Origin of the sequence: Urinicoccus timonensis (assembly GCF_900232945.1) — a bacterium.
In the GTDB taxonomy this organism is placed as follows: Bacteria; Bacillota; Clostridia; order Tissierellales; family Peptoniphilaceae; genus Urinicoccus; species Urinicoccus timonensis.
In genome coordinates this window covers 447818-465464 of record NZ_OCTU01000001.1, presented here as the reverse complement: position 1 = coordinate 465464, position 17647 = coordinate 447818, and the positions used below count along the sequence as shown (strand labels likewise).

Annotated in this window: 16 protein-coding genes and 1 riboswitch; of the genes, 12 read left to right on the top strand and 4 right to left on the bottom strand. The window is 44.6% G+C overall.

Translation table 11 applies throughout. The features are described from left to right. Nucleotides 1-27 precede the first annotated feature (27 nt). The 4 genes from CS898_RS02210 to CS898_RS02195 form a co-directional block, all read right to left on the bottom strand. A complete protein-coding gene (locus tag CS898_RS02210; RefSeq protein WP_099207950.1) occupies nucleotides 28-1416 on the bottom strand; it encodes a radical SAM/SPASM domain-containing protein in 1389 nt (462 codons plus the stop codon). After that, nucleotides 1404-1961, bottom strand: coding sequence for an HdeD family acid-resistance protein (locus CS898_RS02205; protein ID WP_099207949.1), 558 nt, complete (start codon nucleotides 1959-1961; stop codon nucleotides 1404-1406). Before CS898_RS02205 ends, CS898_RS02210 begins: the two co-directional genes overlap by 13 nt. After that, the gene (locus tag CS898_RS02200; RefSeq protein WP_099207948.1) at nucleotides 1958-2827 is read right to left on the bottom strand and encodes a patatin-like phospholipase family protein; all 870 of its coding nucleotides are present in this window, start codon (nucleotides 2825-2827) and stop codon (nucleotides 1958-1960) included. Before CS898_RS02200 ends, CS898_RS02205 begins: the two co-directional genes overlap by 4 nt. 159 nt (nucleotides 2828-2986) lie before the next feature. Continuing rightward, a complete protein-coding gene (locus tag CS898_RS02195; RefSeq protein ID WP_052098737.1) occupies nucleotides 2987-3562 on the bottom strand; it encodes a TetR/AcrR family transcriptional regulator C-terminal domain-containing protein in 576 nt (191 codons plus the stop codon). A 187-nt stretch (nucleotides 3563-3749) separates the two neighbouring features. Here CS898_RS02195 and CS898_RS02190 point away from each other — a divergent pair, with 187 nt between their 5' ends. From CS898_RS02190 to CS898_RS02140, 12 genes are all read left to right on the top strand, one after another. Beyond that, nucleotides 3750-4412: a nitroreductase family protein gene (locus tag CS898_RS02190; RefSeq protein ID WP_099207947.1), complete on the top strand. Its 663-nt coding sequence runs from the start codon at nucleotides 3750-3752 to the stop codon at nucleotides 4410-4412. Then, nucleotides 4409-5308, top strand: a complete 900-nt coding sequence (locus CS898_RS02185; RefSeq protein ID WP_099207946.1) for a diacylglycerol/lipid kinase family protein — start codon at nucleotides 4409-4411, stop codon at nucleotides 5306-5308. Before CS898_RS02190 ends, CS898_RS02185 begins: the two co-directional genes overlap by 4 nt. A gap of 78 nt (nucleotides 5309-5386) precedes the next feature. Next, nucleotides 5387-5860 (top strand): flavodoxin, encoded by a 474-nt coding sequence (locus CS898_RS02180; protein WP_099207945.1) that lies wholly within the window; start codon nucleotides 5387-5389, stop codon nucleotides 5858-5860. Beyond that, nucleotides 5853-6839 (top strand): LysO family transporter, encoded by a 987-nt coding sequence (locus CS898_RS02175; protein ID WP_099207944.1) that lies wholly within the window; start codon nucleotides 5853-5855, stop codon nucleotides 6837-6839. Before CS898_RS02180 ends, CS898_RS02175 begins: the two co-directional genes overlap by 8 nt. A gap of 97 nt (nucleotides 6840-6936) precedes the next feature. Continuing rightward, nucleotides 6937-7032: riboswitch (SAM riboswitch) on the top strand. Between the two features lie 49 nt (nucleotides 7033-7081). Further along, entirely contained in the window at nucleotides 7082-8092 is a 1011-nt protein-coding gene (locus CS898_RS02170) for a methionine ABC transporter ATP-binding protein (RefSeq protein ID WP_099207943.1), read from the top strand. Continuing rightward, nucleotides 8089-8742, top strand: a complete 654-nt coding sequence (locus CS898_RS02165; RefSeq protein WP_009430995.1) for a methionine ABC transporter permease — start codon at nucleotides 8089-8091, stop codon at nucleotides 8740-8742. Before CS898_RS02170 ends, CS898_RS02165 begins: the two co-directional genes overlap by 4 nt. 11 nt (nucleotides 8743-8753) lie before the next feature. Beyond that, a complete protein-coding gene (locus CS898_RS02160; protein ID WP_099207942.1) occupies nucleotides 8754-9572 on the top strand; it encodes a MetQ/NlpA family ABC transporter substrate-binding protein in 819 nt (272 codons plus the stop codon). A 166-nt stretch (nucleotides 9573-9738) separates the two neighbouring features. Beyond that, complete coding sequence (locus tag CS898_RS09970) at nucleotides 9739-12342, top strand: InlB B-repeat-containing protein (protein ID WP_234976003.1); 2604 nt, start codon at nucleotides 9739-9741, stop codon at nucleotides 12340-12342. Then, complete coding sequence (locus tag CS898_RS09965; RefSeq protein ID WP_234976002.1) at nucleotides 12270-14849, top strand: S-layer homology domain-containing protein; 2580 nt, start codon at nucleotides 12270-12272, stop codon at nucleotides 14847-14849. The genes CS898_RS09970 and CS898_RS09965 overlap by 73 nt, the downstream gene beginning before the upstream one ends. Before the next feature lie 352 nt (nucleotides 14850-15201). After that, nucleotides 15202-15876 carry a tRNA1(Val) (adenine(37)-N6)-methyltransferase gene (locus CS898_RS02150; RefSeq protein ID WP_099207941.1) on the top strand — a complete coding sequence of 225 codons (675 nt, stop codon included), beginning with the start codon at nucleotides 15202-15204 and terminating at the stop codon, nucleotides 15874-15876. Between the two features lie 25 nt (nucleotides 15877-15901). Further along, on the top strand, nucleotides 15902-16699 hold the full coding sequence (gene rsmI, locus CS898_RS02145; protein ID WP_099207940.1) for a 16S rRNA (cytidine(1402)-2'-O)-methyltransferase: 798 nt from the start codon (nucleotides 15902-15904) through the stop codon (nucleotides 16697-16699). Then, nucleotides 16696-17643, top strand: coding sequence for a DNA double-strand break repair nuclease NurA (locus CS898_RS02140; RefSeq protein ID WP_099207939.1), 948 nt, complete (start codon nucleotides 16696-16698; stop codon nucleotides 17641-17643). Before rsmI ends, CS898_RS02140 begins: the two co-directional genes overlap by 4 nt. Nucleotides 17644-17647: the final 4 nt, after the last annotated feature.

Here is a 17647-nt window from a genome sequence, read left to right as displayed (position 1 = left end):
CTTATCTATTCTCGAAAAGACGGCTATTCATTCGGACTTTTCTAGGGAATCCTCTTGACCGTACCAGATTTTATCTGCACAGGGTTTCCAATTTTCTGCATAAGTTTGGCACTTTCCACAGAGGTGGTCAGCACTTTCGGGAGATTGGAGGTCTGTTGACTTGACCCCAGTTTCCTTGACGATTCTTTGCAGAATTTCTGGATTTTCCAACATGGGGCAGGGTCTTAGGTGGTTTTCATTAAAGGGTTGGTTGTTGTGGTAGGCCATAAAGAGGGGTCTCTTTAAGATTTCTAAAAGAGAATGGTCCCGGATGTTGGAGTCGGAATAGTGGATAAAGACACAGGGTTCGGCGTCTCCATTGGCATTGATATGGAAGTAGTTCCGGCCACCGGCAATACAGCCATTCATGTATTCTCCATCATTTTGGAAGTCGATGGTAAAGAGGCCTTCTCCGTGTTTCAGGTTACGGATTTCCCGGATACGGTTTTTGGTAGCCACCCTTTGTTCTGGACTGGGTAGAAGGTCCATGGAGGCGTCATTACCTACAGGCATGTAGTGGAAGTAAAGGGCGTAGCGGCATCCCTTGTCTACCATCAATTGAACAAATTCCTTGCTAGTAACGGATTCGCAGTTTTTAGAGCTATAGCAGACGGAAGATCCAAAGATCAAACCATGTTTCTTTAAGAGGTCCATAGCATCCATAACCTTGCCATAAACACCTTGGCCCCGGCGCAAGTCATTGACTTCAGGAGATCCTTCCAAACTAATGGCTAACATGAGGTTACCGACTTTTTTCATTTCTAGACAAAAAGCTTCATCTACTAGGGTTCCGTTGGTAAAGGACAAGAATTGGCAGTCCTTGTGTTCCTTGCAAAGGCGGATTAAATCGTCCTTGCGAACCAGAGGTTCTCCTCCGGTAAACATGTAGAAAAAGATTCCCAGTTCCTTACCTTGTTTTACCACATTGGACATTTCATCATAGGTCAAGTTCAACTTGTTGCCATATTCAGCAGCCCAGCAACCGGTACAATGAAGGTTACAGGCACTGGTGGGGTCCATTAAAATCAACCAAGGAATGTTGCATTGGTGGATTTCTCGCATCTTGTGCATCTTCTTGGTTCCTGAAAGCATGGCTTCAAAACCCAGGTTCAAAACGCTGGTTTTCAAAACATGGGGATCAATTTCGTCCAGGGCCCGGTTTAAAAATTGGTTTAAGGCACCATCTGGATTACGGACCATGGACCGAATGTCGTCATAGTCCATGCTAAATTGTTGGTCATCTTCCATATATTTTTCCATTAAATTAACGAGCTTGACCATTTCTTCTTCCCGGTCTTTTTTGTTGACTTTTTTTAAGACCAGGTCAATTCCAAGACTGGCTGCAGTTCTAGTTGAAAAGTGTGTTAAATTTCCCATTTTCTATCCCTCCGAATGGTTGTTACTGTACTTTGTACGACAAAAAGGTTTAAAATTCCATCAATAATTAAGTTTAATCCAATGAGCATGACCAGGGCAGTGCGACCTGTATAGGGTCTTAAGAAGAGAATGACCCCAATGACCCCTGTAATCAAGGCCATTAATAGGATAACCCACCAGGATTGGACGCCGATTTTTCTGGCATCCAGGGCTGTCTGGATCCTAAGTAGGGCATCAAAGACGATAAATAAGCCAATGCCAATAATTAAAAGGTCGATAAAGCGAGTGGTCCAAAAAAACATGACAAAGCCAATCAAGCTGGAGATGATGCCCATGGCAAAATCAAATTGAAAGGCCAGTTGGAGTAAGTCCCTGGAAAAGTAGCCGAATAACTTGACAATCCCAAATAAAAGTAAGAGGATGCCACAAATTCGACAAAAGACATCAGCAGCCATGGTGGGCTTGGCTAAAAATACAATTCCCAAGACAATCAAACTCAGTGAAAAAAGACTGTAAATCTCCTTTAAGACTTTTAGATTCTTCATAAATTCACCTCTTTCTCAAATATCCAGGAAGTCTTGGAAGCTAGCTGTTTTTCTCCATCTTTCTTGCCCATATGGTAGAGCTTTAAGAGCTGGTCATGGTCCTGGGTCAGGGTCTTTAGGCTACCTGTATCCTCAGGAGCGATGAGGATGGCCCTACCTTCTTTTTCCAGGGTCAAAAGCTCTTTTAGACTCTGGTTATAAAGCTGGGCCCTATGGGCCAAGGCCTTGGCAGACTGGGGATAAGTTCTCCTTAAGAGCCGGACAAACTTTCGGTCCTTTTGGGGATCTCTAAAGAAGTCCTTGGGCTTGGTTAAAATGACAATGAGTTTGTCACAACCCCAGTCCAGGGCCCTTTTATAGGGAAGGGGGTCGCTGAGACCTCCATCAAAGTAAGGGATGCCATGGATGGGGTAGGGCCGGCAGAGGAGGGGAACGCAAGATGAGGCCTTGAGGGGCTCATAGTGGTCTTGGGCCAGGTCTTTTTTGGAAAAATAGACAGGCTTTCCAGTTAGGGCGTTGGTGGCTACAATTTCAAAGGCCATGGGGTTGGCCATCAAGGCTGGATAGTCCAGAGGATATTCTCCACCTAGCTCACTTAGGGTGGAATAGATATAGTCCAGGTTGATATAGGAAGCTGACCTTATAAAATTTTTAAGTCCCATGTAACTTTTTCGAAAGGCATAGTCATTATAAAAGACCAGGTTTCGTCCGGCTTGACCTGCCAAGAAGGATGCTCCATTGGCAGACCCGGCGGATACACCGATGAAATAGTCTCCACTGATACCAGTCTCCAGGCAATAGTCCAAGACTCCGGCCCCGTAAATTCCCCGGGTGCCACCTCCCATATCCACAAATCCTAAAGTCATCTCTCACTCCTTCAGTCTACTGTCAAAACTTGGGGGCTTTTAAAATTTAAAGTCCCTCTAAGTTTAGTATAGGAAAAGAGAGAAGGCTTTCCTACAGACAAAAAAGAAGAAGTGTTCGAAATTCGAACACTTCTTTCTTTTTGTCTGTATTTTATTTAGCTAATCTTCTTCCAAGGGGTGGCCTTGGACATAGGCTTGGATCATTTCATGGATAGTTGCCTCAAAAGACTGGGAGAAAGTCCGCATGAGACCATCTTTTTGGCCGGGCATCCGGCCCTCAATCCAGCGGAGAGTGGACCCAATAATGGCATCGGTATAAAACCCGGTAATATAGGCCTTGCCCTTTTGAGAAAGACCCTGGCCTTGGGCCGCCTGGTCTACAAAGTTTCCGATAAAGTAGCTTGTGGCCGATTCAAGATAGCGGTTAATGACATCCTGACTCTTGGAGTGGTAGATGTGCATAATGGCCCGGTCGTGCTCTAGGAAAAAATTCACCGTCCGGAGGCATTCCTGGTAAAAAGTATTTTCTGGCTTGGCCTCGCTACGAAAAGTTTTGGATTCCTCTTGGAAGACATGCTCCAGTAAGTCATAGATATCTTGGAAGTAATAGTAGAAGGTATTACGGTTTACTTGGGCAGATTCAATAATATCCTTGACAGTAATCTTATCCAAGGATTTTTCTTGCAAGAGTTCTAGAAAGGAATCAACAATTGCTTGTTCAGTTAGTCTAGCCATCTTCACCACCCAAAATCAATCACATGTTTTTAAAGTTACTCCTTTATTCTTATTATAACTAGAGATTTTAAATTTTTCAAGAAAGGGCTTTTGAGGACAGGGTCTAGAAAAGAAGCCTGCCAAGAAAAAGAAGAATATCCTTGGAGGGCTTTTTGTAGTATGATAGAGAAGAAAGGTGGGGTTATTTATGGACCTAGTAAGTGCCATGCAAGCAAGGCATTCCGTTCGAAAATATACAGACCAAGCCCTTGAACCTGGCCAGGCCCAGCTGCTAGAGGTCAGGATGGAAGAGATCAACCAGCAAGAGGGTTTGAATTTTCGTTTAATTTTAGGAGAAGACCAATTTTTTCAAAGGAGAATCCCCAGTTTTGGAAATTTTGAAAATGTCAAAAACTATTTTGTCCTGGCTGGAAAAAAAGACCTGGACCCCCAAAAAGTAGGCTATTGGGGAGAAGATTTAGTTCTTTATGCCCAGAGCCTGGGCTTAAACACCTGTTGGGTGGGCTTTGCCAAGTTTTTTTATAAGGACCTGGTCCTAGAGCCGGGAGAAAAAGTTTTTTGCCTTATCAGTCTGGGCTATGGCCAAGACCAAGGCAAGAGCCGGCCCTCCAAGAGCCTGGAAGATGTGGCCCGAGGACCGGAGCCCTATCCAGAGTGGTTTATCCAAGGAGTCCAGGGGGCTCTTTTGGCTCCAACAGCTATGAACCAGCAAAAATTTACCATCCACTACCATCCTCATGGAAAGGTGGACTTCAAGGCCAGTAGTGGATTTTTTGCCAAGCTGGACCTGGGAATTGTAGAATATCATTTTGACTTAGTAACAAAAGATAGGGGAGGTCAAAAGAAATGAAAAAATGCCTCGTTTTAGTAAATCCAGCTTCTGGGGATGGAAAGAGCATGGAATCCATACCCAAGCTAGAAAAGAGATTGGAAGAAGACTTTGATCAAGTGGAAATTATTGAAACCAGAGAAGAGGGCCAGGGGGCAAGGTTGGCCCAAAAGGCCTGTCGGGAAAAAGTCCATAGCCTCTTTGTTATAGGTGGAGATGGGACCATTCATGAAATTGTCAATGGTCTGGCAGAAGAAGACCACCGGCCTATTTTGGGTCTTTTACCTGGAGGCACCAACAATACCTACTACCGGCTTATAGGAGAAAATCGGGACCTAGACGCAGCTATTGATGCTATTGATCTTAAGACTACAAAAGAAGTGGACCTGGGCCAATGTAATGACAGGTTTTTTATCTACTACACCTGCTTTGGTCGGCTAATTGACGCCACGACCTCTACTGATGGAGAAGAAAAAGAAAGGCTGGGGCCCATGGCCTATGTAAAAAATATCTTTAAGGCCCTGCCAGAGGACGAAAGCTACCAAATCAAGCTAGTCAGTGATGGAGGAAACTACCAGGGACCTGCCAGCCATGTCTATGCCTTTTTAGTAGACCAAGTGGGAAATTTAAATTTTTCAGAAATTTCCAGCTCTCTTAGCAGTGGACAGCTCTATGTCTTTATTTTGACCAATGCCAAGACCGCATCCAAGCTAACAGCCCTGAAAGATATGGTCATGGGGCAATTGGACAAAAATGAAGACATCCAGGCCATTACCTGTAGTCAGCTAAGCATTGAAGAGCTAAAGGGCGAGTCAGTGGACTTGGACATGGATGGAGAAATGGAAGCCAAATTACCAGCTCAGATAAGGGTTCTTTCCAAGCACATTCGGATTTACCTGCCCAAAGAAAAGGAATAAGCTAAGCTTAGGATTGGAAAAAGAGAAAATCAAGAAAAGGAGGATGGATTTGCCAAAAGCAAGTCCTATGAATGAGATATGAAAGAGATTCTTCTTGCATACTTTTCCCGAAGTGGAGTGACAAGAAAGCTTTCGGAGGACTTGGCAAAAGTTCTAGATGCTGAAATTTATGAAGTTAGGCCTCTTAAGGCCTATCCCCTAGAAGAGGATGAATGTATCCAAGTGGCTGAGAGAGAAAAAGAAGAGGAAGCCCGGCCTGCCCTGGCTGGCCAACTGCCAGAAATTCAGGGGTTGAAGAAGCTGGTTATAGGACTTCCCAATTGGAACGACACCTGTCCCAGGTGCCTGCTAAGTTTTTTGGAGGCCTTGGACCTATCTGGGATAGAAGTCTACCCCTTTGTGACATCCGAAGGCAGTGGACCGGATGGGGTCAATGATGACTTGCAAGAGCAAGTTAAGAAGACAGCTAAACTACATAAGGCAGCCAATGGGGACCAAATGTCAGTAGAAGACCTGGCAGCCTGGGTAAGAGGAGGAGGAAAACTTGACTAGTGCTATCTTGTATTTAGGAACCTGTATTGTTTTCTATATTATAGGTATTCCCTTAAGAAAATTTATGGATAAGATGAAATGGCTGGGACCGGCTCAAACAGTAACGGTTTTGTGCCTGGTCTTTACCATGGGCCTTCGGCTGGGAGCCAACAAGGATGTAGTGGATAACCTGGATTCCTACGGACTCTATGCCCTTGTAATTACCATCTTCACCATTGTCTTTTCTATTGTCGCTGTTTCCATAGCCAGACGGGCCATGGGGATTGACCGCCATGGTCTCATGAAAAATGAAAGGTTAGACCTGGAGTTGGAAGGTCAAGTAGGGGTTATTGAAGAGGAAGTAGAGGAAGAGGAAAAGGGAGGCTTTGACCGAATGACCCTCTTTATCCTAATAGGTGTGGCCCTGGGCCTGGGCTTGGGCTACTTCTATATCCGTCCCCGGTTTAACTATGAAGCCTTTGAAGGTGGGGCTAGTCTAGCCATTACCATTGAGCTGATTATCCTTTTGATCTTTGTGGGTTTGGACCTAGGTCTTGCCGGTGATGTTATTAGCAATATTAAGAGTGTTGGTTTTCGGGTTTTGGTGATTCCCCTAGTGGTGGAAGTTGGAACCTTAATCGGAGCAGCTCTTTGTGGAGTCTTCCTGCCCATTTCCCTCCGAGAAAGCCTGGCTGTTGGAGCCGGTTTTGGTTGGTATTCTCTAGGAGCGGGACTCTTGATGGATGCTGGAATGATGACAGCTGGAGCCATTTCCTTTATGCACAATGTCATGCGGGAGTTGTTTTCCATTATCATCACCCCTACTGTGGCTAAAAAAATAGGCTTTGTAGAGGCAGTTGCGGCTCCTGGAGCAACGGGAATGGATGTCTGCCTACCCATTGTTACCCGGTCAACCAGTGCCAATATAGCAGTTTATTCCTTTGTATCTGGCTTTATCATGTCCATGTCCGTTCCCTTGGTGGTCCCCCTCTTTACCTAAAAAGAGGGGGATTTTGTCTTAAAAGATGGAGAGACAAATCTTGACAAAATCAGTGGACTACACTATACTATTAAGCAACTTATCAAAAAAACATGGAAAATTATCGAGAGTGGTGGAGGGACTGGCCCTAAGAAGCCCGGCAACCTGCAATATGCGTGGTGCCAATTCCAGCGGAAAGACCGATAGATGATTGAATAATCTCTCCAAATCGGGGAGTTTTTTTATTATAGAAAGGAAAATGGATGATTGAAGTTAGCCATTTAGTGAAAGAATTTTCCAATGATGGGAAGGTCTTTCGAGCAGTTGATGATGTCAGTTTCCAAGTGCAAAAGGGAGAAATCTATGGCATTATTGGCCTGTCCGGAGCTGGGAAGTCTACCCTGGTTCGGTGTTTGAACCGCTTGGAAGAACCCACATCAGGAAAGATTTTCATTGACGGAGTCGATATGGTGGCTCTGAACAAAAAAGAGCTTCTAAACCAAAGAAAGGATATAGGGATGATTTTTCAACACTTCAACCTATTCCTACAAAAAACGGTTTATGACAATATTGCCTACCCCCTAGAAATTCAAAAGTGGCCCAAGGAAAAAATCCAGGCTAGGGTGGAAGAACTCCTGGACTTTATTGACCTCAAGGACAAGAGGGGGGTCTACCCCTCTTCCCTGTCCGGTGGACAAAAACAAAGAGTGGCCATAGCTAGAGCCCTGGCCACCAGTCCAAAAATCCTCCTAAGTGATGAAGGAACCTCAGCCCTGGACCCCATCAACACCCGGATGGTTGTAGAAACCTTGAAAAAAACGGTCAAGGACCTAAATACCACCATCATCATGATTACCCACCAAATGGAGGTGGCCAAGGATATTTGCGACCGGATTGCCGTAATGGAAAATGGGAAGATTATTGAAGAAAATACCGTTGAGGAACTCTTCCGGGCCCCTAAAACCAAGCAAACCCAAAACTTTATCTCTTCCTTGAGAGAAAGTGATGACCCAGACCAAAGCCTTGACCTGACCAAGTACAAGGGACGGGTCCTCCGCCTGTCCTATGACGACCATACAGTGGACCAACCCATCCTGTCTCGCTGCATCAAGGACTACCAGGTGGATGTCAACTTGCTTTCAGGAAATATGAACCGGCTGGATGTCAAGGATTTCGGCTATATGATTGTAGAAGTTCTAGGTCCAGATCAACAAGTAGACCAGGCCCTGGCCTTTATGAAGGAAGTAGGAGTCTATGTGGAGGTGCTTAAATGATAGAAAAATTTACATCCATCGTTTTACCCTCTATTCCCGACACCCTCTATATGGTCTTTTTTTCCTCTCTCTTTTCCATGCTGATAGGAATCCCCCTGGCCCTGGTCTTGATTGTCACAAGACCCGGGGGTCTAAACCCCAAACCCAAGGGCTACCAGGTCCTAGACACCATCATCAACACCTTACGGTCCTTTCCCTTTGTGATCTTGATCATGGTAGTCTACCCCCTGTCCCGGCTCTTAATTGGCAAAAGCATTGGTCCCACAGCGGCCATTGTCCCCCTAACGGTGGCAGCCATTCCCTTCGTAGCCCGGATTATGGAAGGGGTCTTCCTGGAAGTGGACGAAGGTCTGGTAGAAGCAGCCCGGGCTATGGGGTCTACCAATGGGCAAATCCTCACCAAGGTCATCCTGCCTGAAAGTTTGCCTTCCATCATCAATTCCATGACCATGACCATTATCAACATCATTGGTTATTCGGCCATGGCTGGGATGCTGGGAGCCGGAGGCCTGGGAGAAATTGCCACCCGTTATGGCCATTATCGAAACGAACTGGACATCCTTTGGATGAGCGTAATCTGCATCATCCTTATTGTCCAAGTGGTCCAGTGGATTGGAAACCGCCTCACCACCATAACCAATAAAAAGTAAAGGAGAACGACATGAAAAAAATGAAAAAATTTATTTTAGCTAGCCTACTTTCCTGCCTGGTCCTTTTAACTGCTTGTGGACAAAAAGCAAGCCCGGACCAAGGAGCAGGAGACAATAAAATCCGCCTAGGGGTCAGCCCTGTACCCCACGAAGAAATCATCAAGGCTCTGGAACCAGAATTTAAAAAGGCCGGTCTGGATGTAGAAGTGACTACCTTTGATGACTATGTAATGCCCAACCTGGCTTTAGACCAAGGAGACTTGGACGCCAACTTCTTCCAACACGCTCCCTACCTGGATGACTTCATCAAGGAAAGAGGCGTAAAGTTGGCCAACCTGGGAGCCGTTCACTTGGAACCCATTGGTTTTTACTCCGACAAGTACAAGTCTGTAGATGAACTAAAAGATGGCGATGAAATCTTAATTCCCAACGATGCAACCAATGGTGGTCGTGCTTTAATCCTCTTAGAAAAAGCAGGAGTGATCAAGTTAAATGACTCCAGCAACCTGGCTGTAACAGAAAAAGATATTACAGAAAATCCAAAGAACTTGAAATTCACAGCCCTGGATGCACCAAGCATTCCAAGATCTTATAAGGAAGTAGCTGGAGCTGTCATCAACTCCAACTATGCCTTGGGAGCTGGTTTAGACCCAACCAAGGACAGCCTTTTGACAGAAGACAAGGATTCTCCCTACGCCAACATTATTGCCGTTCGCCAAGGAGAAGAAGGCCAAGAAAAATTCAAGAAATTTATGGAAGTTCTACATTCTGAAGCCTGCCGTAAGTTTATTGAAGACACCTACAAGGGCGCTGTAGTTCCAGCATTTTAAATAAAGATAAGGAAAGACTATGGAAAAATCCATAGTCTTTTTTGTGAGGTAAAAAATAAGTATTTTAGATATAAAATTGAGATAAATTTTGATAGTTTATTTTAATGGTTAGGTATATAATTAAAGTAAATTAAGTTAATAAAAATTATTGAAAGGATCTGAAAACATGAAAAAGTGGATAGCTCTTTTTTTAGCTCTGGTGATGCTATTTGGTGCAGTTTCACCAGGGGGACTAGTTTATGCGAAGACAGATAATGGCAATAATACAATTTTAGAGACTGAAAAACAAGTTGATGAAAAAGAGAAAAATAAGGATCAAGTGAAAGGGGCTTTAGACCCTAGAGAAAATCAGGAGCAAGATAGCTTCTCTTTGCCAGAAAGTAGCCTAGTACCAGTTGCTGCAAAAGGAAAAGCTCTGTTACCGGCACCCGCTAGTGCTATATGGCTCGATGGCACAAACGGCGATGACGGCAAAGACGGTTCAGAAGGAAATCCGGTTAAAACATTTGCTAAGGCAATGGAAATAATCAATGATGGGGGAACTCTTAATGTTCTTAGCTTAGCTGAAACAAATATAACAGTTAATAAAAAAGTAACATTAAAATTTCTTAACGATGTAACTATGCGAGGAACTGGAACTGCTATTACCTTAAAAGGTGGTGCACATCTTTGTGTAGCTGAAGGAAAAACACTTAATATTAATGGCTATAATAAAGGAATTTTAGTAGAAAAAGAAGCAGAGATAAACGACGGAAATTATGTCTTCAAATTTCCCAAGAATGGGTATGCTTTTGACACTTCCGGCAATATTGTCGGAACGTCAAAAGATAAACTTAAAATGGACATAACAAATGGCTATTTTATGTTCCACAGTAAAGATAATGAATTAAGAAATGCTACTATTAATCAGAGATATGATGATGACAAGTGGCAACTTTATGAGTGGAACGGCTTTAAGGCTTTTGATTCAGAGATTAATTTATATAAACTACCAGTATATTTTAAAGGTCCTTTATACCTTGACAACACAAGATTTGTAATTGACGGAACAGGTGTTAACTATCAAACAGGAGCATATTTTGAAAACTCTTGGGAAGTAGGAGCATTTCATTTTACTAACAAGTCCGTTTTCGAAGTGAAGAATTTTGACACCCATTGGAGAGGCAAGGGGATTACTTTCGGTTACGACAATAAGCTCTTGGTAGATAAGGGAGCAAAGGTCATCGTTAAGAATAATAAGAATGGCGGCTTAAACGCAAACCAAGGGATTGCCACCTTTAACGGCGGTTACTTGGAAGGGGACGGCCATTCTGGGTCCTTGTTCGGAGCACAGGACAAAGAGAATACAAAAATCGTCTTTGGTGCCGACTCCGTCGTCAATACGCCCATGGCTAAGCAATCGGACAACGGCCTTGGCCAAAGTGGAACAAATTACATTGTTCTCGGCGGCTCCCACAAGGTATTCTACGATCCTTCCTACCATAACGGACTAGCCATTCCCGTCAACGGGGATGAAAACGGAAACGAAAAATTAACCCTGTTTAAGCTGACGGACTCGTCTGTAGAAAAATTAAACCCCATTAACAAATTGGGCCAAGCTTACAAATACTCGGTGAAAAATGCCTCCGACGACGGGAACAAGTATGTATGGACGCCTGCCGCCAAGGTTACCTTTAAGCTGAATAACGGCAATGCAAGCTTCGCCAACGGCAGCAAAGAGAACAAAGTTCAACAAACCATTCGCGGCTATAAGCTGGACGATGTCGCAGGGAATGAATCTTTAAAGGATCCTAAAGACGCCAAAGGTGTAAAATTCTTAGGCTGGTTCTATAAGACGAACACCGGAGAAGAAAAGCCTTTTAATCGAGATAATGCTTTAACCGGTGATTTAGATGTCTATGCAAAATGGGAAGCAAAATCTATCGTTTACCATAACGGCGACGGCATCGACTACATCGTGCCCATCGATAAAGATGCCCAAGAGGCCAAGGCCCTCTCTTTTGACGACGTCGTAAAGGATCTGGCAAGCTTTAACGTAGAGGGAAAGAGCTTTGACAAATGGACCGCCAATCCCGACGGCACGGGAGCTGCCTATGCGGCCGGCCAGTCCATTGCCTTTACCCCCGGTACGACCCAAGTGGACTTGTACGCTCACTATGTGGATGCAGCCTATAAAATCGCATTTTCCGCTAATGGCGGAACCTTTAGCGATGATTCCATCTTTAAAACTCGAACAGACCTCTTTAAATTAGAAAAAGACGTCAATGGCGGCGATGTCGCCGTACTAAAAAAGACGGCGAAGTATGATCAAAAGCTCAGCGACGTACTGACGGCGTTGAATTTTGACAAGAAAAACCTAAAGCCCGATGCCAGTGCGAAAAAACCGGGGTTTGTGCCTGAAAGCACAGACAATTGGAACACAAGCCCAAGGGGCGGAAGCGACACAGCCTTAAGGTTTGACGATTTCTATTTTTTCGGCATTCCTGTTCCCGGTAAAGACCCTGCTATAACCCAAGATACAACCTACTACATGACTTGGAAAGATGACCCCACCGTTGAAACCATTAGCTCTAATGAAAATTTAGGTGCTGATATTTGGGGACAAGACCGAGCAAGCAGTCCGAAGGTACAGGTTGTCACTCCTGGCCAAGCCTTCAGCTTAACCGGCGAAATCGATGCGGCATCGATTAAAGGCAAATGCAAGGGATTGAGACGGTATTTAACAAGCATACCGACGCTGAATTCTCAAGTATTGCCTTATCGAATGTAAGCTCCACTTTCAAGGCCACATTGACCATGCCTGACGATGTGATCATTCCCGAAAATCCCACGGTTACGGCAAAGGGCCTGGGCAAGTGCTTTGACTTAGGAAAAGCAGAAGTGAAAGGCCAAAAGGTCACCATTCCCTTTACCCTGAAACCGGGAATGACCGATTACAAAATCTTAAAAGATGCCGTCGTCTCCACGGGACAAGTCTCGGAAGACAGAACAAATAATTCCCTTATTTCGGTACAAATCGACGGATTAAAGCTGAAAGATACCGTTGCCGACGGACAAAAAGTCACCATCACAGGCGATGTGGGTGGTAGCTTCTCCGCCCTGGCAAGGGATAATGCCACCTTAAAGAGATTCTCCTTTACTTGGAAGGGAAAACAAACACCGGAGGGTAAAGACGAAGCGGCGACGAGTGAAGGCATTCAATACACGTTGATGATGTCGAAGCCGACGGTATTCAATTTGCCCGGCGATCTTTTAGTGAAGAAAGGCCAAGAAGGCTACGACACAACACACCTGGCCGTCTATCCCATCGATGAAAACGACACCTTGACCTTTAAGGGACAGTTGGATATTTCTCCCATTAAAAAGCAAATCAATTTTTTGGCTGATGGACAAGGCTCTACTACAAATATCGCCTTAGAGCAAGTAAAAAGTAGCTTCATTGCCAAGATAGAAATTCCCCAAGGCCTTGAAATCCCCAATTCAGTCCAAGCGACATTGACGGAAAATGACTTATTTAAAGTGACCGATGTAAGCAAGGCGGGAAATGTTATTACCGTAAAGATGGATTTAAAGAAGTCCTACACGCAATTCGACGATTTGTTGAAAGATGTCAATGCTGCCGGTGGGGATGGAAGCATATTAAACGTTGAAATTCCAGGAATCATCGTAAAAGATGACACTTCTGGAAAAGAATTCGTCGCCAAGGGACAGGTTGAAGGAAGTTTCTATGGAGTGGCAAAGAAAGAAGAGACTTCAAGGGTATTTAATTTCACCTGGAAAGCCCAACAAAGGCCTGATGGCAAGGACGTAAGACAAGGACAAGAGGATAACAATACTATTCAATTGACCCTTGCTTTACCAGAAAAATTTGACTTGCCTGGCGACATCCTAATTGGAGACGACACCGAACACGACGCATTGCACAAGGTAAAACCGGGCGAGCTCTTGGAATTTACGGGAAGACTTGACGTGACGAGTATTAAGGACAAAATTAACTTACTCAAATCAAGCTACGGACAAGATACTTCAAAAATCAAGACCGACAATGTGAAAAGTACTTTCGTCGCCAAATTGGAAATCCCTGAAGGTCTCGAAATCCCCGATGTTCCCACGGCAACCTTAACAAACAATGATTTGTTTGAAATCAAAAACGGCGACGTCTCTAAAGACGGGAATCAAATCGTGGTCAAAATGACCTTGAAGAAGGATTACAGCAAATTTGACGACTTATGGAGAGATGTTAACGCAGTGCCGGCTACCTTGGACTTGAAGGTTCCGGGCATTAAGGTAAAAGACAACTTGGTCGACGGAACGAAGAAGACGGTCCTCGGACATGTCGAAGGTAAGTTTGAAGGCACAGCTACATCGGATAGCGGCAAAATGCAAAACTATCATTTTAAATGGATTGGCAAACAAACACCCGACGGACGAGACTTCATCTTAAAGGGAACGGACAGCGAATCGATTCAATACACGGTTGTGGTTAATCGCGAATCGAAACCGACCCCCGAACCAGATCATTCGAAACCAACAAGCCCTACTGTTTGGTTTTTAGGATTCCCCGAAGAAACAAATCAAGGCAAGTTAAACCTTGATGACCATTATGCCTATATGAAGGGTTATCCAGATAAAACTTTTGGACCAGATCGAAATATGACAAGATCTGAAGTGGCAATGATGTTTGCACGGTTATTAAAAGATCGTCCAGAAGCAAACAAAGTTTACACCATGTCTTACAAGGATGTTAGCAAAAATTCTTGGTACGCTTATGCGGTATCATATTTATCTGAAAAAAATCTTATTATGGGCTATCCTGATGGAACCTTCAGACCAGATAATGCCATTAGTCGGGCGGAATTTGCAGCTATTGCGGCTCGTTTTGATAAGTTAGGAGTAGGGAGCGATCTAAAGTTCAATGATGTAGGAAAGAATTATTGGGCTTACAACGTTATTGCATCGGCTGCAGAAAAGGGATGGGTTTCTGGTTATCCTGATGGAAGTTTCAAGCCAGAAAACAAAATTACAAGAGCAGAAGTTGTTTCTACCACCAATAGAATGTTGAACCGTTATGCGGATCTTTACTATGCAAAAGTTCATAAGGATGACTTAGCTCCTATGTTGGATATGGATGAAAAACACTGGGCTTATGGGCCTGTTGTAGAAGCCATGAATGGACATGACTATCAAAGAAAGGCAGATGGAAAGAATGAATTGTGGATGCAATTAAATTATAAGAGGTTTACTTTTCCTCTAGCTCCATCTGGTATTGCGCAATAAAAATTCAAAAGAGCTTCTTGAAGAAGTCTCATAATAGAAAAATTATTCTATAATAAATGTTGGGGTCCTCCTAGACCCCAGCATTTATTTTTTGCAATTAAAATACACTTATATCTTTCCGTGTTTACAATAAAATTACTACGATAAAGCAGATAGGTGAAAAACTATAATATTGCAGACTTATTCATTTTAAAAGGTGTTATTGTGAACTTGAATTCTTTTATAGTCTTTTGCACCTTAGGGATGGGAAAGAAACTTTTCTATCCCAATATTTGATAAAGAGTTTATACAGGGAAATATGCAGGTTGAAGAAAGTTTGCTATAATAATTTTAAGGATAGGAGGGATTATAGATGGATACAGTGCCTGGAACGGCCTACAAGATTAGCCAAGGCCCTGGGGCCTTTTCATACAGTATTGACAGTTTGTTTTTATCTTATTTTGCCCGGGCCAAGGGTCGAGTTTTGGACCTGGGTTGTGGGCCGGGAATTTTGTATTTTCGAAGTCTCAATCCAGATTTAAGGTCCTACACAGGCCTGGACATCAACCCTCAAGCCCTGGATTACTTTAGGGAAAGCCTGGCCTATAATGGCTTGGGAGAGAAAGTCCGCTTGGAAGAAGGGTCTCTGGAAGACTTCCATGAACCCGGGGCCTATGAGACGGTTTTGTGTAACCCTCCCTACTATCAAAATTACTTAAGAACGGAAAATTCAGAGAAAAACCGGGCCAAGCACGAAGAAAACCTGGGTCTGAGGGACTTTATTTTAAAGGGGACCCAAAGCTTGAGACCCCTGGGGTCTCTCTACCTGGTCCTGCCGGTGGACCGGCTGGTGGATGCCATGGTCTTTTGCCGCCAGGGAGGGGCAGAACCCAAGAGGCTACAATTTTTATCCAAGAAAAGCCAGGGCCAGGCCCACTGGTTTTGCCTGGAGGCTAGGAAAAATGCCAAGCCCCACTTGAGGGTAGAAGCCTCTTTAAACTTACAAGACCACCGGGACCTAATCTATAGTAACCCCCGAGATTTGTGATAAAATAAGAGGGAAAGGAGAAGCCATGCTCTACATTGTACCCACACCCATTGGGAACTTAGAAGATATGACCTATCGAGGGGTCCGGGTTTTAAAGGAATGCGACTTGATTTGCTGTGAAGATACCCGGACCAGCCAGGTGCTCTTAAGGCACTATGGCATTGAAAGTCCCACGAGAAGTTACCATAAATTTAATGAAAAAGAGGCCCTGGATGGACTCTTGGACTTCTTAAGACAGGGCCAAGACCTGGCCTTGATCAGTGATGCTGGCATGCCAGGAATCCAAGACCCAGGAAGGATTTTAATCCGGGCCTGTATCCAAGAGGGTCTGGACTATACGGTTTTACCTGGACCCTCTGCCGGAATTACGGCCTTTATTGCTTCGGGTTTTCTGTCTGAATCCTTTGAATACATTGGCTTTTTATCGGAAAAGCCCGGCAAGCGGAAGAAAGCTCTAGAGGAGATAAAGGACCACAAGGAACCCATGATTTTTTACGAAGCCCCCCATAGGATCCAGGCCTGCCTGGAAGATATGCGAGAAGTCTTGGGGCCCCGGCAGGTTTTTTTGGGCCGGGAATTGACCAAAAAATTTGAAGACTACCAAAGCTTCAACCTGGAAGAGGACTTTCAAGACCAGGTCAAGGCCAAGGGAGAATTTGTCGTGATTGTAGAGGGGAACCAGTTCCAAGAAGAGGTAGACATTCAAGCTGCCTTGCGGGACCGCCTCCAAGAGGGGATGAAGGTTTCTCAAGCAGTGAAGGAAGTGGCCAAGACCTATGGCCTCGCCAAAAACCATGTCTATAAGGAAAGTTTAAAACTATGAAAAACACCCAATATTTTGCAGGAATCATCCAAGAACTCAATGGAGTCTTGGAGGAGAAATATCGCAAGATCCATGCCTGGTCCCAGGAGGAATTTCGAGACTATATCCAGACCTATGCTGGTCCCCTGGGCCGGATGAAGAAGCTAAACCCTCAAGAGCTTAAGGAATATGGGGTTGTAGTGGGCCTGGACGGGTCCGTCAACCGGTTGGGAGGGGCCTATCCCCACTATGTGGAACTCTACCGGGCTCTGGCCATGTCTACCCAGGGCCACTCCTCCAGTGTGGAAGAAATTTACACCCCCCTTCTGGAAGAAGGAGTGGACCAGGAAGAAGAGGGCGACCAAAAAGACCAGGACGACCGAAAAAGACGCCTGGCAGAAATTGAAATGAAGACGGCCATCCAATATATGAAGACCCAGCCTGTGGACTACCTGATGATGGATGGAGGCCTGATCCGCTACCGGATGTACTCCAACCTCTGGGAGGAATTTACCCAAACCGCCCTGGAAAGAGATGTGGTGACCTTTGGGGTCATCAAGGATATTAAGACGGCCATCTTGGGCCAGGGGGACCAAACCCGAGGCCTCTATGACCGGGAAATTTTATTTGGCCAGCTCAAGGCTGGAGATGTAATCTATATTGATGATAAGAAAAATAAGAAGGTCCCCAGTGGGTTGACCTCGGCCTTTTTAAAGAGCTCCAAGGAGATCCAAGTCGTAGGCCTTGACCTCTTAAAGGAACAAGAAAGCCAAATGGAGAAAGTTTGTAACCTAGTCTATACCTTGACCCCAGAAGGGGGCAGGGGGGTTCCCCTTTGGATTGATATTGTAGACCATGAGGTGAAAATCACCGACCAGGAAATGGAGGCCCTTTTTGAGTCCTACATGGACCGGGACCTCTTCCATCGTTTGTTTGTATCGGAAAGAGATTTACGAAGATTGTGAGGGA

Excerpts from the sequence above, each read along its gene's own strand:
- CS898_RS02200 (WP_099207948.1), bottom strand. The coding sequence starts at position 2,827 with ATGACTTTAGGATTTGTGGATATGGGAGGTGGCACCCGGGGAATTTAC.
- CS898_RS02160 (WP_099207942.1), top strand. The coding sequence starts at position 8,754 with ATGAAAAAAATGAAAAAATTTATTTTAGCTAGCCTACTTTCCTGCCTG.
- CS898_RS02140 (WP_099207939.1), top strand. The coding sequence starts at position 16,696 with ATGAAAAACACCCAATATTTTGCAGGAATCATCCAAGAACTCAATGGA.
- CS898_RS02165 (WP_009430995.1), top strand. The coding sequence starts at position 8,089 with ATGATAGAAAAATTTACATCCATCGTTTTACCCTCTATTCCCGACACC.
- CS898_RS02170 (WP_099207943.1), top strand. The coding sequence starts at position 7,082 with ATGATTGAAGTTAGCCATTTAGTGAAAGAATTTTCCAATGATGGGAAG.
- CS898_RS02150 (WP_099207941.1), top strand. The coding sequence starts at position 15,202 with ATGGATACAGTGCCTGGAACGGCCTACAAGATTAGCCAAGGCCCTGGG.
- CS898_RS09965 (WP_234976002.1), top strand. The coding sequence starts at position 12,270 with ATGCAAGGGATTGAGACGGTATTTAACAAGCATACCGACGCTGAATTC.
- rsmI (WP_099207940.1), top strand. The coding sequence starts at position 15,902 with ATGCTCTACATTGTACCCACACCCATTGGGAACTTAGAAGATATGACC.
- CS898_RS02190 (WP_099207947.1), top strand. The coding sequence starts at position 3,750 with ATGGACCTAGTAAGTGCCATGCAAGCAAGGCATTCCGTTCGAAAATAT.
- CS898_RS02185 (WP_099207946.1), top strand. The coding sequence starts at position 4,409 with ATGAAAAAATGCCTCGTTTTAGTAAATCCAGCTTCTGGGGATGGAAAG.
- CS898_RS02195 (WP_052098737.1), bottom strand. The coding sequence starts at position 3,562 with ATGGCTAGACTAACTGAACAAGCAATTGTTGATTCCTTTCTAGAACTC.
- CS898_RS09970 (WP_234976003.1), top strand. The coding sequence starts at position 9,739 with ATGAAAAAGTGGATAGCTCTTTTTTTAGCTCTGGTGATGCTATTTGGT.
- CS898_RS02210 (WP_099207950.1), bottom strand. The coding sequence starts at position 1,416 with ATGGGAAATTTAACACACTTTTCAACTAGAACTGCAGCCAGTCTTGGA.
- CS898_RS02180 (WP_099207945.1), top strand. The coding sequence starts at position 5,387 with ATGAAAGAGATTCTTCTTGCATACTTTTCCCGAAGTGGAGTGACAAGA.
- CS898_RS02205 (WP_099207949.1), bottom strand. The coding sequence starts at position 1,961 with ATGAAGAATCTAAAAGTCTTAAAGGAGATTTACAGTCTTTTTTCACTG.